This window comes from Bacteroides sp. Phil13 (genome assembly GCF_001940965.1).
Lineage (GTDB): Bacteria > Bacteroidota > Bacteroidia > Bacteroidales > Bacteroidaceae > Bacteroides > Bacteroides intestinalis.
This window is the reverse complement of record NZ_MSHA01000010.1, coordinates 206,009-219,265: the sequence shown is the minus strand read 5'-3', so window position 1 is coordinate 219,265 and position 13,257 is coordinate 206,009. Positions and strand designations below refer to the sequence as shown.

Below are 13,257 nucleotides of genomic sequence, written 5' to 3'. Positions count from 1 at the left end.
AACGATTCTGCTATTCTTTTAATAAGAGTTATATTCTCTCATAAAATCATCAATACAACGGTTACACTCTTCAGATAAGCCTTAAAGAATTGTAGTCTGCGCCATCAGCATGTCAACTTGTTCTTTCAACTTGGGAAGATCCTTGCTGATAACTCCCCAAATAATTACATTATCTACTTTATCGTAACCATGAATAACGAAATTACGCAAATCTACAATCCTGCGTGCATTGTCTATTGCAATCGACTTATCCAATTCAAGCAAATGATTTACCGCTTCACCAATAATCTCCAATTCACGCTCCACGGCCCGTCGGAGCTGCTTATTCTGTTCATAGGCAAAGAAATCCCGCTTTTCTCCTAAATACTCATTAATAGAATCAATAGACTGTTGAATATCATACAAATACTTTCTTAAACTACGTTGACCCATACAAAAGTTGTTTTGATTGTTCTACATCTTCTATAAAAAAAGGATTGGAAAGTGAACGGCGTGTCACAAGATCAATTTTACGTTTAAACAATTCCGTTAGTTTCTCACGCAATAAAAAGAAATAATCTGTATATTCCTCAATACTAACATCCGGTTCAAAATCTATCAGCAAGTCAATATCACTCTTATCCGTAAATCGCGGAGTATTAATCGAACCAAAAACATAAAGGCTCTTCACCTTGTAACGTTTACAAAGTGTTTTCAAAGCATCCATCTGCTCATGAATAATCTTATTCATCTCCTTTTCTCCTTCTCTGATTTATTCCGACAAGGACAAAGATAACTATTCTGCTGAAATTAAGAACTGAATTACATTAGAAAATGTCTTTTCAGAATAGAAAATTACGGCTACTTTATGAGTAAATCAGCCAAAAACTGATTGTTTTTATCACATCTGTCTAATAAATAAATCAGAATTATCGCATCTGAGCAAGTACTATTTAATAGTTTTTATCGCACACGCACTTACATTTTATCACATTTATTCCTACCTTTGCGCCCAAATTATAACTTTTAACTAACAACTCATAATCAACTACCATGGCTAAGATAACCAAAGAAGCTGCCTTGCTGTATCACTCACAAGGCAAACCAGGTAAGATAGAAGTAGTGCCCACCAAGCCCTACAGTACCCAAACCGACCTTTCACTTGCATACTCCCCCGGTGTGGCGGAGCCATGTCTTGAAATAGAAAAGAACCCGCAGGACGCATACAAATATACAGCGAAGGGTAATCTGGTAGCTGTAATTTCCAACGGTACCGCAGTGCTCGGTCTGGGCGATATAGGCGCATTGAGCGGCAAACCCGTAATGGAAGGTAAAGGATTACTTTTCAAGATTTACGCCGGTATCGACGTGTTCGACATCGAAGTGAACGAGAAAGACCCTGAGAAATTTATCCAGGCAGTCAAAGCCATCGCCCCTACTTTCGGTGGCATCAACCTGGAAGACATCAAAGCTCCCGAATGTTTCGAAATAGAACGCCGCCTGAAGGAAGAACTCGACATCCCCGTGATGCACGACGACCAACATGGTACAGCCATCATCTCCAGTGCCGGACTTGTGAACGCTTTGCAGGTAGCAGGCAAGAAGATTGAAGATGTGAAAATCGTTGTGAACGGTGCCGGTGCATCGGCCGTATCCTGCACGAAGCTGTACGTTTCGCTGGGTGCCCGCCTGGAAAACATCGTGATGGTGGATAGCAAAGGCGTTATCAGCAAGACACGTACCGACCTCAACGAACAGAAGCGTTACTTCGCCACCGACCGTACCGACATCCATACTCTTGAAGAAGCCATCAAAGGCGCCGATGTATTCCTGGGATTATCCAAAGGAAACGTACTGTCACAAGACATGGTACGCAGCATGGCCCCGTCTCCTATCGTTTTCGCACTGGCCAATCCTACACCGGAAATCTCTTACGAAGATGCCATGGCAGCCCGCCCCGATGTACTGATGGCAACCGGACGTTCAGACTATCCGAATCAGATTAATAACGTAATCGGTTTCCCCTATATCTTCCGTGGCGCGCTCGATACTCAGGCAAAAGCCATCAACGAGGAAATGAAAATTGCCGCCGTACATGCCATTGCCAACCTGGCAAAACAGCCCGTGCCCGATGTTGTGAACGAGGCTTACCACGTAAACAACTTTAGTTTCGGTCCCGAATACTTCATCCCGAAACCGGTTGACCCGCGTCTTATCACCGAAGTTTCCTGCGCCGTAGCGCGTGCCGCCATGGAAAGTGGTGTAGCCCGCAAGAACATCGAAGACTGGGATGCCTACTGCGTACAGCTCCGCGAACTGATGGGTTACGAAAGCAAACTCACCCGTCAGCTTTACGACACCGCCCGCCGCAATCCGCAACGTGTGGTATTTGCCGAAGGTTCCCACCCCAATATGCTGAAAGCAGCCGTAGAAGCCAAAGCCGAAGGTATCTGCCATCCCATTGTTTTAGGTAACGACGAGACCATCGAGAAACTGGCAAAGGAACTCGACCTCAGCCTGGAAGGCATCGAAATCGTAAACCTGCGCCATCCGAACGAAGCAGCACGCCGCGAACGTTATGCCCGCATCCTTTCTGAAAAACGTGCCCGCCAGGGTGCCACCTACGAGGAAGCCAACGACAAGATGTTCGAACGCAACTACTTCGGTATGATGATGGTGGAAACAGGCGATGCGGATGCATTCATCACCGGTCTTTATACGAAGTACAGCAACACCATCAAGGTAGCCAAGGAAGTTATCGGCATACAACCGCAATACAAGCATTTCGGTACGATGCACATCCTGAACTCCAAGAAAGGTACGTATTTCCTTGCCGACACGCTAATCAACCGTCATCCCAATGCCGAAACATTGATTGACATTGCCAAACTGTCAGAGCACACCGTACGTTTCTTCAACCATACCCCGGTAATGGCCATGCTGAGCTACTCCAACTTCGGTGCTGACACCGAAGGTAGTCCGGTAAGCGTACACGAAGCCGTAGAGTACATGCAGCAAAACTATCCCGACCTCGCCATTGACGGTGAAATGCAGGTGAACTTCGCCATGGACCGCAAGATGCGTGACGCCAAATATCCTTTCACCCGCTTGAAAGGCAAGGATGTGAACACCCTCGTATTCCCGAACCTGAGCTCTGCCAACTCCGCATACAAACTGTTGCAGGCTATGAATACGGAAATGGAACTGATTGGTCCGATACAGATGGGCCTGAACAAACCTATCCACTTCACCGACTTCGAAAGCTCTGTTCGTGACATCGTAAACATCACCGCAGTGGCAGTTATCGACGCCATCGTGGACAAAAAGAAAGCAGGTAAATGAGACGTCCTTTATCGAAATCACAAAGTGTTTGCATTATGTTGCTTTGGGCAGCACTTTGCTACATTGTTCTAACAACTGTCGAACGAATTGATGGACCAGTCATTATGACGCTTATCATTTCGGCAGCGTTAGTGTTCATTCCGGTAATAAAATCATTAAAGAGAGGATAAATAATGTCTTTTTATTCCTTTTTGCGGTAGAAAACAATAAAAATGTTGTTTTCTACCGCATTTTCTTTATAAATTGTTTGTTTGTCTCATTTTTATGTGTACTTTTGCAACCGCAACAGAGAAAAAGGGAAACGAGATACGAGGAAACAAGTTACAAGGAATTCCCTGCGGCAGCGCAAATGCCTTATCAACTGAACCCCTCGTCAACTTGTCAACTGAACTCTCGTCAACTGAAAAATAACCAATAAAAGAAATAGATTATGAACGCAGCTAAGGTATTAGAAGATTTGAAGAGACGGTTCCCCAACGAACCAGAGTATCATCAGGCAGTGGAAGAAGTACTTTCTACAATTGAAGAAGAGTACAACAAACACCCGGAGTTTGACAAAGTCAATCTGATTGAACGTCTTTGCATCCCCGACCGTGTTTACCAGTTCCGCGTGACTTGGATGGACGATAAGGGTAACATTCAGACCAACATGGGTTACCGCGTTCAACACAACAACGCTATCGGCCCGTACAAAGGTGGTATTCGTTTCCACGCTTCTGTAAACCTTTCAATCCTGAAATTCCTAGCTTTCGAGCAGACTTTCAAAAACTCACTGACTACGCTGCCTATGGGTGGTGGTAAAGGCGGTTCCGACTTCTCTCCGCGCGGTAAATCCAATGCTGAAGTAATGCGTTTCGTACAAGCATTCATGCTGGAATTGTGGCGTCACATTGGTCCTGAGACTGACGTTCCTGCCGGTGACATCGGTGTAGGCGGTCGTGAAGTAGGTTTCATGTTCGGTATGTACAAGAAGCTGACTCGTGAATTTACCGGTACATTCACAGGTAAAGGTCGCGAATTCGGTGGTTCACTGATTCGTCCTGAGGCTACAGGTTACGGTAACATCTACTTCCTGATGGAAATGCTGAAAACTAAGGGTACTGACCTGAAAGGTAAAACCTGCCTGATCTCAGGTTCCGGTAACGTAGCTCAATATACCGCTGAAAAAGTTCTCGAACTGGGTGGTAAAGTTCTGACAATGTCCGACTCTGACGGTTATGTTTACGACCCGGCAGGTATTGACCGCGAGAAACTGGACTACATCATGGAATTGAAGAATCTCTACCGTGGACGTATTCGCGAATATGCAGAGCAATATCCGGGTGTGAAGTATGTAGAAGGAGCTAAACCTTGGGGTGAAAAAGCTGACATCGCTCTGCCTTCTGCAACTCAGAACGAACTGAACGGTGACCACGCTCGCCAGTTAGTAGCAAACGGCTGTATGGCTGTATCCGAAGGTGCTAACATGCCTTCTACTCCGGAAGCTATCAAAGTATTCCAGGATGCCAAGATTCTGTATGCCCCGGGTAAGGCTGCCAATGCAGGTGGTGTATCAGTATCCGGTCTTGAAATGACTCAGAACTCTATCAAACTGAGCTGGAGTTCTGAAGAGGTAGACGAGAAACTGAAGAGCATCATGAAGAACATTCACGAAGCCTGCGTACAGTATGGCACAGAAGCTGACGGTTATGTGAACTATGTGAAGGGTGCTAACGTTGCCGGATTCATGAAGGTGGCAAAAGCTATGATGGCACAAGGTATCGTGTAAGAAAGCTATAGTTGTTATATATTGGGAATCCCCTTTGCACTCGGTGTGAAGGGGATTTTCTTTATAACTCATCGTCATTTTCTTCATCAGCTTAGACTTCATCCTTAAATCCGTTTTTTTTACTACTTCAATGTCGCAATCAATACTATCGGATTACTTTCCTCGCCAACATTTTCCAGAGCCTCAACAAGTTCTTTCTTTTTAGCTTCATCCTTTGCCTTGGTGGCTTTTATCCGACCTATATCAATCCAGTTATCTTCACTAAAAGGTTCCAGCACATCTATCCAATACTTACCGGCAGAACGATAATCAACTGTAAATTCACCTCCCAACAAGTCATTATCCAAAACAAAAGGACGTTCTATACGTCGTAAAGGTATGTTGAACCAGGGCACTTGGCGTTCTTTAATTTTGCCTTATCGCTTTTGCTCCCTCACTGTTCCATCTTGTTTGTTGTAGCAATAAGTCAATACCTTATCCCCTTTGCTCCCCACCAAATAGACATAATCTTTGCTTGGATAATAAGAGCTGATAGAGAAGTAATCGAAGGCTTTTCTTTCTCTAAACCATAAATGAGTCTGCTCGTAATCTCCTTTTTCTTCTTTTGTAAAGATAGAATATTGAGGACTCAAACTTTCATGAGTGACGTCATATCGATAGATAGTATCAGTATCGGGATATTTAAGGGTTAATTGGCTACCATAAGTATCTATATTGGTCAGATCCTCTTTCCAATAATTAGCAAAATAATTCATCTGAGCGCAATTCTTAATGATACCTTCTTCTCTACCCTTATGAACCGGATTCTTGAACATCTTTTTTAAATGAAAGCAACTGTCTACCAGTGCAAAAGACCATAAAGAGTCTTTGGGTACCGGTCTGTACAATGCTATGTTTTGTGCAATGAAAAAGTTGTTTTCGAACAGTACATGTTGCGTATAAGCTGCTGCAAATTTATTATAGTGATTATACCCTATAACGTTTCTCTTAAAGTTCCCTTCAAAATCATACACCAGAATGCCTCCACCTACAATATAGACTTCTACGTAGAATACGATTATCTTTATAATGCGCTATCCAAATATCATGATCTGTTACTTGCACCAGATGAATGCCTGCTGTCAGCGCCTCATTGGTTGCCTCCAAACACACAAACTCTACTTTAGCAACGGCATCGCTCAACGGCAGTGAAGAAGCATCCGATACATTTTCGGACAAATTAATCACAGCAACACCATTGGTTTCGGTAGTCGAAGTTTGTTGTTTCTTACCGGGTGTACAACTTATTAGTGCACAGATTAATAACAAAGGAATGTATTTCATAATACACAGGTATTAATTGGTTCTTTACATGATGTGCTTCACCTTATTATATCTATAGAATGCTCCATTTGCATATTCTTTCAAACTCCTTTCTACAAAGGAACAAATTAATTAGGAGAATTCGCAAATATATGAAATGAATTTTAGCCTGCCTTTTGCATGCCTTTCCAAAGATAATCCCTACTTTTGCAACAATAGCTTTATTCTTTAATATATTATGCCAGTAACAGAAGAAGAATTAAAAACGATATTTGCATCCTCATGCATCGAGTCAGCTGCCCGTGCTATTGGATGTCCGGCATCAGAAATGTATTTGCGCATGAAGCGCATCAATCTGATTGAAAACTATATTTGGGAGTTTTATGATGTACTTCACACCCAAAGCCGGGTATATGTAACAGAAGATATCCTGAAAACATTGGATATTTGGGAAAAGAAAGCTGGAATAAATCACTAATTCAAAAGAAAAATATATGCTCACTGTTTATCACGGCTCCATTACTAAAGTGGATTATCCAATTGCTAAAGCCGGACGAGAGAATCTTGATTTCGGCCAAGGTTTTTATATCACCAACATAAGAGAGCAAGCGGAAAGATGGGCCTTTCGCATAGGCAGACAACTACAAGAATCCCCTATACTCAATATTTACGAGCTTGATATAGAACGCATAGAAAAGGAATACCGCTATCTAAAATTTAAGAAATACGACCAACAATGGCTTGAGTTTATTGTAAAAAGCCGCAAAGGCGAAAAACCATGGGCAACATACGACATTGTGGAAGGCGGCGTGGCAAACGACCGCGTCATTGATACAGTAGAAGCCTATATAAACGGCATGATGACTGTAGAGATGGCATTAGGGCAATTAGCGCAACACCAGCCTAACAACCAATTTTGTCTGTTAAGCCAATTACTAATAGACGAATGCCTACATTTTGTTTCCATTGAACAATTAAACCCCTAAATATATGTTGAGTGACCTTCTTATGTGGAACAAAATCGGAAGAATCGTAATGCGACTTTCCGAGAAGCTGGAGATTTCTCCATTGCGTGCTTTAGATGTTTTCTATACATCAACGGTTTGCAACCGCCTGCATGACCCTGAAACCGAACTCTATACTTTCAGTGATGCCTATATTGTAGATGAAATCATTATGGAAATCCGCAACAATTGATACTCTCTATATACGATAAGCCTATTATAACGAGATTGTCCTGCCGGCTCCCGCCACTGCCATAAAACTAATATCAAACCTACTAAGAACTAATCCCCGCAACGCAAGGAACTAATTTCTTATTAACTAAAAACTATTCATACATCAATTGTTGTAAGAAAATTCTATAATTATTGTAAGGGAATAGAACAATTATTGTAAGAAACTACTATATTTGTAGTACGAATATTTTTTAGTATGAAAAATATTAGTTCGTAGCACATCCGACATTAGTTTCTTGCAGTTCCGATGCCAGTTTGTTTCTACGGAAGTATAAACCTCTTAAAACATATATTATGAGTACTTACTATGACCTCTACGAAACACCGGATCCCAGTGGCGAAGGAAAGAAAAAACCGTTGCACGCACGTGTGCGCTCTAAAGGCACCATTACGGCAAAAGAATTTCAGGAACGAATGGTGAAAGAGCAGCACATGCCGCACGCCATGATAGTGGGCATCATGCAAGCCATCAGCAATGCACTGGGCGACTGGCTTGCCGACGGCTACAATGTGGAATTGGACGAACTGGGTTACTTCAGCACTACGCTGAAATGCACGCGGACCGCCATGAACAAGAAAGATATTCGTGCCGAGTCCGTACGGTTTGAAACCGTGAAGTTCCGCCCAAGCAAAACCTTCAAAAAGTACGTTAGGTATCAAATGCATTTGGAAAGGCTGGACAAGAAGATGACGACAAAGAAACCGGCAGTAGCCCCGGAAAAAAGAAAAGAGATGATGCTGAAATTCCTGGAAGCAAATGTCTGCATCACACGCGCCGAATACTCCCGCCTGACGAATATAACGGACCGCCGTGCCAGTTGTGACTTACAAGAATATTTAGCAGAAGGCATTATTCGCAAACGGGGCGGAGGACGTTCAGTAGTTTATATAAAGAGGAATCAAGAATAAGCCATACTCCTTTCAGCGGGAAAACGCAGAAAGCAATGCCTCGTAAACCGCCGGATGGAGGAAGTAACGAACATCTTTCCCTTCCTCCATCGCTCGGCGAATAAAGGTAGAACTAATTTCGAAAGTAGGCGAAGAAACTACTTTCACATTCTCCGGAAGGGAATCGGAAGAAACCGGATAACCGGGACGGGGATACACAAGAATATGGTTTTCAACAAGAATACGATCCGACTGATACCAACAGGGAAAGAGCACCCAGTTATCCGAACCGATAATCAAATAAAATTCCCGGTCGGGATAGGTTTCTTTCAGTTTATCCAGCGTATGGATGGTATAGGACGGACGGGACAGATTAAACTCAATATCAGAAGCCTTAAACTTGGGATACCCCTCAATGGCAAGTTGAACCAACTTCAAACGGAAGGCATCATCCATCAATTCATCTTCTTCCTTCAACGGATTATGAGGGGTTACGAGAAACCATACTTCATCCAGCCCTTCATACTCGCAAAGATAATTGGCAAGGGCAAGATGTCCGATATGTACCGGATTGAAGGAGCCGCTGAAGATACCTGTTTTCATTCTATTGTTTTCATACGTTTCCAGCAAGTATAAACATTGATGCAACTTGAAAGCAGCACCACAGACATACCAATAATGATTGTCCATTGCAGGTAATACAAAGCGATCAATCCAGACACAAGAGAAACTAGTGCCAAGAGAATGTTGAGAATCAACAATGCTTTGTTCTGCTTGGGAGAAACAGGTTTCGGGGTATACATAGGAACCAATTATTCAGACAAAAACTCTGTAATAACCTGCAAAGCTTCCGCCTTTGCCTTCTCCAAATCATCATTTACAATGACTTTATCGAACTTAGGGGCAAACGTCAGTTCATATTCCGCCTTGGCAACGCGGGCTTCTATCACTTCGGGAGCATCCGTTCCACGTCCTACCAGACGTTTACGAAGTTCCTCTACCGAAGGAGGCTGAATGAATACCGACAGAGCACGGTCGCCATAAAACTTTTTTATATTGCAGCCACCTACAACGTCCACATCAAAAACCACATTTTGTCCGGCAGCCAACTGAGCTTCTACCTGAGACTTCAATGTACCGTAGTAACGGTCCTTATACACTTCTTCATATTCCAGAAACTCATCATTGGCAATGCGAGTACGGAATTCTTCGGGAGAAAGAAAGAAGTACTCCACTCCATGCTGTTCTGTTCCGCGTGGCGGACGACTGGTAGCAGAACAAGAAAAAGCCAGATTCAGGTTCTGCTCCAACAAATAGTTGATAATGGTTGATTTCCCTGACCCTGAAGGGGCTGAGAAGATAATAAGTTTAGCCATATTGAAATAGTAATTACATCACGTTCAATACCTGTTCTTTGATTTGTTCCAGCTCATCCTTCATCTGCACTACAATCTTCTGCATCTCAGCATGATTGGACTTGCTTCCCAACGTATTGATTTCACGTCCCATTTCCTGGGCAATGAAACCCAACTTCTTACCTTGTCCGCTTCCATCCTCCATAGTATTAATGAAGTATTTCAAGTGGTTGCTCAGGCGTTGTTTTTCTTCGTTGATATCCAGTTTCTCAATGTAATAGATGAGTTCCTGCTCCAGACGGTTCTTGTCATAGTCCACGCTGATGGTCTTTTCCAAAGCATCCGTGATGCGTTCTTTGATTTTCTCTACACGCTCTTTTTCGTACGGATCAACAGAAGTCAGCAACTTGGCAATATTGGAAATCTTTTCGCGGAACTTCTTCTCTAAAGCCGCGCCTTCCTGTATACGGAATTCAACCAGATTTTGGATAGCCTGAAGTACAGTGGCATGAACAGCTTTCCATTCTTCCTCGCTTAGTTCCTGAATATCGTTCTTGGTCATCACGTCCGGCATGCGGAGCAAAGTAGAGAACCAGTCTTCGGGTGCAGGGATACCGGTAGTTTCGGAGATGGTACGAATGCGTTCGTAATACGCCACTACCACATCCTGGTTAATGGGAGTAATAAGTTCACAGGCATCTTTTTTATCAATCCACAGACTGAAATCCACTTTACCACGTTCCAGTGCCTTAGCAATTTCGTTACGGATTTCTATTTCTTTTTCCCGGTAGAGGGGAGCGATGCGGGTTGACAGATCCATCGCTTTACTATTGAGCGATTTGATTTCTACATTGATTTTCTTATCGGACAGTTCAGCGGTCGCTTTACCGTATCCGGTCATGGATTGTATCATAAGATTCTTTAGTTTTCCGCAAAATTACATGAATATTTTCATTAGTGAAAATTATTCAAGAAATAAGTGACGTGTTTATCGCTTACTCTTTACTCCAAATACGTGTGTTCAAGTTCAGTTCATCTACAATTTCCAGTAAGGATTGGAGCACTGCAAAGTCCGATTTAAGGATGCTCATATCGTTCAAAGAACTCCACACATCTGCTTCAAACCGGTTTTTTGAATCCGGAATGGCGACCAGAATCGTAGAATTCCGGAAACTGATGGTAATTCCTTTCTTAAAATTGCTGTCCAACTTCAACATTCTTTCCATCATGGAAGGGGTAATCAGATAGCGGGCCTCAATCTGGTTCGTGGAAAAGACATCAAAGACTTTTTCAAAATCGGGACTTTCCATTTTCACTCTCGAAGCTCCCATCTTAATCTTGAAAAAGCTGTCCCGCAAAACGGTCGTTTCTCCCTGAAATTCTTTATGAAAGTCAGCAATGAAAAGAAATCCTTTGAAAATATCTTCCCAATAATACTGCACTCCATTCTTAGTAGAACGAGCTCTGCGCTCTTCAGCATGTACTTCGGAACAGATAAAGCTGGTTTTATCCAGACATCCTTCTATCAGATCTTCGGCATGATAACGGTCGGGAGAAGTAAACAGTCCGCTATTTCTAAAAAGATCCTCACTCACTCCGTCATTCGGAGAATAGGTCGCATTCGGACAAAAGACATGGATTATTTCATCTACCACTTCTTCTTTATAAAAAAAGGAAAATATTTTCGACTTATTATTGATACAAGTAATAAAAATGATGACAGAAATAACAACAATAACTATCGGACCAAAGATCCCTTCCAATTTAAGTATTAGCAAAGCAATCACTCCTACTACCAGAAAAATAGCAGCATAAATCAAACCCTCTGAACGTCCTTTCCTCAGAAGTTCCTTACGTTTATTTTCCAGAACTTGCAATGTGGGGGCCAGCTTCTGCGCCAGAGAGTCAAAATCTACATAATCCATTGCCGGCTATTTTATGAATTGAATAAGTTCTTTACATCCGGAGTTGCACGTTCTGCTTCCGGAATTGTCAGCACCGCTTTTCTTGTAAAGCCAAACATACCTGCCAACAGATTTGTAGGGAAAGTCTGGACGGCATTATTGTAATCGGTTACAGAAGCATTGTAAGTGCGGCGGGCAGCAGCCAACTGTTCTTCCGTTTCATTGAGCGAACGCTGCAATTGCAGGAAATTTTCAGAAGCTTTTAGTTCGGGATAGTTCTCCGCCACTGCAAAGAATTGAGTACGCACTTTAGAAAACATTTTGTCAAAGTCCGCCTTTTCGCTGTCATTAAGAGAAGTATAAGTCTTGTTGCGCATTTCCGTTATTGCAGCAAATGTATCAGCTTCATGCTTGGCATATTGCTGAACGGTTGCAACCAGATTGGGGATCAAATCGAAGCGACGTTTCAACATGACATCGATAGTGGAAAAAGCATTTTCTATCTGATTTCTCTTTCTCACCAATGAGTTGTACATCGAAATCACCACCAAAATAAAAAGTACAATAATAATAGCTACGATCATAATTACAGATACAACGACCTCCTTGTGCCGGTTATTTTATGTTAACGAATTCAGCGTTTATTCCTAAAATCAGACAGCAAAGATAGAAATAATCTAAAAACCTGCCAATTATGCCGTAAGAAAGATACCGAACCCTTTTTGGATTCGCTTGTGTATCTGAAAATAAACCTGTAAATTTGCCACAATTAAACTAACAAAAGACTATGTCGTGTATCTTGCATATTGAAACGTCCACCTCGGCATGCTCCGTTGCTGTGAGTGAAGATGGACAAAATGTATTTAACAAAGAAGATCTGAACGGCCCGTCTCATGCCGCTCTGCTGGGAGTATTTATAGACGAAGCTCTGTCGTTTGCCGACAGTCATGCCATGCCGATTGATGCAGTAGCAGTGAGTTGCGGACCGGGTTCTTACACTGGGCTACGTATCGGTGTATCTATGGCGAAAGGAGTTTGCTACGGACGTAATATTCCGCTGATCGGTCTTCCGACATTGAAGGTGCAATGCGTACCGGTATTGCTTTATCATGATGAATTACCCGAAGACGCATTACTATGCCCGATGATCGATGCACGCCGCATGGAAGTATATGCTGCTATCTACGACCGTGCCCTGAAACCTGTGCGCGACATAGCCGCTGACATTGTAGACGAAAACTCTTATACGGAATTTCTGGATCAACATCCCGTTTATTTCTTTGGAGACGGAGCAGCCAAGTGCAAAGAAAAAATAACTCATCCCAATGCGCACTTCATTGACGATATTCGTCCATTGGCAAAGATGATGTTTCCACTTGCTGAAAAAGCAATAGCCGAAAACGACTTTAAGGATGTAGCGTATTTTGAGCCATTCTACCTGAAAGAGTTCGTAGCTTCCCAACCGAAAAAACTTTTATAAT

Annotated in this window: 15 protein-coding genes and 1 pseudogene; 7 read left to right on the top strand and 9 right to left on the bottom strand. The window is 42.7% G+C overall.

Annotated features, from left to right (window positions below):
• Positions 1–81: 81 nt before the first annotated feature.
• Together BWI44_RS01970 and BWI44_RS01965 are read right to left on the bottom strand one after the other, a co-directional pair.
• Complete coding sequence (locus tag BWI44_RS01970; protein WP_195208307.1) at positions 82–432, bottom strand: HepT-like ribonuclease domain-containing protein; 351 nt, start codon at positions 430–432, stop codon at positions 82–84.
• A complete protein-coding gene (locus BWI44_RS01965) occupies positions 419–730 on the bottom strand; it encodes a nucleotidyltransferase family protein (RefSeq protein ID WP_117987972.1) in 312 nt (103 codons plus the stop codon). The genes BWI44_RS01970 and BWI44_RS01965 overlap by 14 nt, the downstream gene beginning before the upstream one ends.
• 302 nt (positions 731–1,032) lie before the next feature.
• Between BWI44_RS01965 and BWI44_RS01960 the strand changes: the two genes are divergently transcribed.
• Together BWI44_RS01960 and BWI44_RS01955 are read left to right on the top strand one after the other, a co-directional pair.
• The gene (locus tag BWI44_RS01960) at positions 1,033–3,321 is read left to right on the top strand and encodes an NADP-dependent malic enzyme (protein ID WP_025834143.1); all 2,289 of its coding nucleotides are present in this window, start codon (positions 1,033–1,035) and stop codon (positions 3,319–3,321) included.
• A 430-nt stretch (positions 3,322–3,751) separates the two neighbouring features.
• A complete protein-coding gene (locus BWI44_RS01955; protein WP_007667796.1) occupies positions 3,752–5,089 on the top strand; it encodes an NADP-specific glutamate dehydrogenase in 1,338 nt (445 codons plus the stop codon).
• Positions 5,090–5,211: 122 nt separating this feature from the next.
• Here BWI44_RS01955 and BWI44_RS01950 read toward each other — a convergent pair.
• Positions 5,212–6,412, bottom strand: a pseudogene (locus tag BWI44_RS01950) (DUF4934 domain-containing protein).
• A gap of 217 nt (positions 6,413–6,629) precedes the next feature.
• Here BWI44_RS01950 and BWI44_RS01945 point away from each other — a divergent pair.
• The 4 genes from BWI44_RS01945 to BWI44_RS01930 all read left to right on the top strand — a co-directional run bounded on the left by BWI44_RS01945 (position 6,630) and on the right by BWI44_RS01930 (position 8,538).
• Positions 6,630–6,869 carry a DUF3791 domain-containing protein gene (locus tag BWI44_RS01945; RefSeq protein ID WP_007667800.1) on the top strand — a complete coding sequence of 80 codons (240 nt, stop codon included), beginning with the start codon at positions 6,630–6,632 and terminating at the stop codon, positions 6,867–6,869.
• A gap of 16 nt (positions 6,870–6,885) precedes the next feature.
• Positions 6,886–7,377, top strand: coding sequence for a DUF3990 domain-containing protein (locus BWI44_RS01940; protein ID WP_007667803.1), 492 nt, complete (start codon positions 6,886–6,888; stop codon positions 7,375–7,377).
• 22 nt (positions 7,378–7,399) lie between these two features.
• Positions 7,400–7,588 (top strand): DUF3791 domain-containing protein, encoded by a 189-nt coding sequence (locus BWI44_RS01935; RefSeq protein WP_370807822.1) that lies wholly within the window; start codon positions 7,400–7,402, stop codon positions 7,586–7,588.
• A 335-nt stretch (positions 7,589–7,923) separates the two neighbouring features.
• Positions 7,924–8,538 carry an HU family DNA-binding protein gene (locus tag BWI44_RS01930; protein WP_044532835.1) on the top strand — a complete coding sequence of 205 codons (615 nt, stop codon included), beginning with the start codon at positions 7,924–7,926 and terminating at the stop codon, positions 8,536–8,538.
• Positions 8,539–8,550: 12 nt separating this feature from the next.
• On the opposite strand, the gene nadD is transcribed toward BWI44_RS01930, so the two are convergent.
• The 6 genes from nadD to BWI44_RS01900 all read right to left on the bottom strand — a co-directional run bounded on the left by nadD (position 8,551) and on the right by BWI44_RS01900 (position 12,360).
• Complete coding sequence (gene nadD, locus BWI44_RS01925; RefSeq protein ID WP_044532834.1) at positions 8,551–9,120, bottom strand: nicotinate (nicotinamide) nucleotide adenylyltransferase; 570 nt, start codon at positions 9,118–9,120, stop codon at positions 8,551–8,553.
• A complete protein-coding gene (locus tag BWI44_RS01920) occupies positions 9,117–9,320 on the bottom strand; it encodes a hypothetical protein (RefSeq protein ID WP_021968362.1) in 204 nt (67 codons plus the stop codon). The genes nadD and BWI44_RS01920 overlap by 4 nt, the downstream gene beginning before the upstream one ends.
• Positions 9,321–9,329: 9 nt before the next feature.
• A complete protein-coding gene (gene gmk, locus BWI44_RS01915; protein ID WP_007667807.1) occupies positions 9,330–9,893 on the bottom strand; it encodes a guanylate kinase in 564 nt (187 codons plus the stop codon).
• A gap of 13 nt (positions 9,894–9,906) precedes the next feature.
• Complete coding sequence (locus BWI44_RS01910; protein ID WP_007667809.1) at positions 9,907–10,785, bottom strand: YicC/YloC family endoribonuclease; 879 nt, start codon at positions 10,783–10,785, stop codon at positions 9,907–9,909.
• A gap of 82 nt (positions 10,786–10,867) precedes the next feature.
• The gene (locus tag BWI44_RS01905) at positions 10,868–11,797 is read right to left on the bottom strand and encodes a DUF3137 domain-containing protein (protein WP_117692395.1); all 930 of its coding nucleotides are present in this window, start codon (positions 11,795–11,797) and stop codon (positions 10,868–10,870) included.
• 11 nt (positions 11,798–11,808) lie between these two features.
• On the bottom strand, positions 11,809–12,360 hold the full coding sequence (locus BWI44_RS01900; protein WP_007214900.1) for a LemA family protein: 552 nt from the start codon (positions 12,358–12,360) through the stop codon (positions 11,809–11,811).
• A 203-nt stretch (positions 12,361–12,563) separates the two neighbouring features.
• Between BWI44_RS01900 and tsaB the strand changes: the two genes are divergently transcribed.
• Positions 12,564–13,256: a tRNA (adenosine(37)-N6)-threonylcarbamoyltransferase complex dimerization subunit type 1 TsaB gene (tsaB, locus tag BWI44_RS01895; RefSeq protein WP_022392673.1), complete on the top strand. Its 693-nt coding sequence runs from the start codon at positions 12,564–12,566 to the stop codon at positions 13,254–13,256.
• Position 13,257 lies beyond the last annotated feature (1 nt).

What these genes read in the sequence shown, in the direction of transcription:
- BWI44_RS01970 (WP_195208307.1), bottom strand. Translation starts at nt 432, where the DNA reads ATGGGTCAACGTAGTTTAAGAAAGTATTTGTATGATATTCAACAGTCT.
- BWI44_RS01965 (WP_117987972.1), bottom strand. Translation starts at nt 730, where the DNA reads ATGAATAAGATTATTCATGAGCAGATGGATGCTTTGAAAACACTTTGT.
- BWI44_RS01960 (WP_025834143.1), top strand. Translation starts at nt 1,033, where the DNA reads ATGGCTAAGATAACCAAAGAAGCTGCCTTGCTGTATCACTCACAAGGC.
- BWI44_RS01955 (WP_007667796.1), top strand. Translation starts at nt 3,752, where the DNA reads ATGAACGCAGCTAAGGTATTAGAAGATTTGAAGAGACGGTTCCCCAAC.
- BWI44_RS01945 (WP_007667800.1), top strand. Translation starts at nt 6,630, where the DNA reads ATGCCAGTAACAGAAGAAGAATTAAAAACGATATTTGCATCCTCATGC.
- BWI44_RS01940 (WP_007667803.1), top strand. Translation starts at nt 6,886, where the DNA reads ATGCTCACTGTTTATCACGGCTCCATTACTAAAGTGGATTATCCAATT.
- BWI44_RS01935 (WP_370807822.1), top strand. Translation starts at nt 7,400, where the DNA reads ATGTGGAACAAAATCGGAAGAATCGTAATGCGACTTTCCGAGAAGCTG.
- BWI44_RS01930 (WP_044532835.1), top strand. Translation starts at nt 7,924, where the DNA reads ATGAGTACTTACTATGACCTCTACGAAACACCGGATCCCAGTGGCGAA.
- nadD (WP_044532834.1), bottom strand. Translation starts at nt 9,120, where the DNA reads ATGAAAACAGGTATCTTCAGCGGCTCCTTCAATCCGGTACATATCGGA.
- BWI44_RS01920 (WP_021968362.1), bottom strand. Translation starts at nt 9,320, where the DNA reads ATGTATACCCCGAAACCTGTTTCTCCCAAGCAGAACAAAGCATTGTTG.
- gmk (WP_007667807.1), bottom strand. Translation starts at nt 9,893, where the DNA reads ATGGCTAAACTTATTATCTTCTCAGCCCCTTCAGGGTCAGGGAAATCA.
- BWI44_RS01910 (WP_007667809.1), bottom strand. Translation starts at nt 10,785, where the DNA reads ATGATACAATCCATGACCGGATACGGTAAAGCGACCGCTGAACTGTCC.
- BWI44_RS01905 (WP_117692395.1), bottom strand. Translation starts at nt 11,797, where the DNA reads ATGGATTATGTAGATTTTGACTCTCTGGCGCAGAAGCTGGCCCCCACA.
- BWI44_RS01900 (WP_007214900.1), bottom strand. Translation starts at nt 12,360, where the DNA reads ATGATCGTAGCTATTATTATTGTACTTTTTATTTTGGTGGTGATTTCG.
- tsaB (WP_022392673.1), top strand. Translation starts at nt 12,564, where the DNA reads ATGTCGTGTATCTTGCATATTGAAACGTCCACCTCGGCATGCTCCGTT.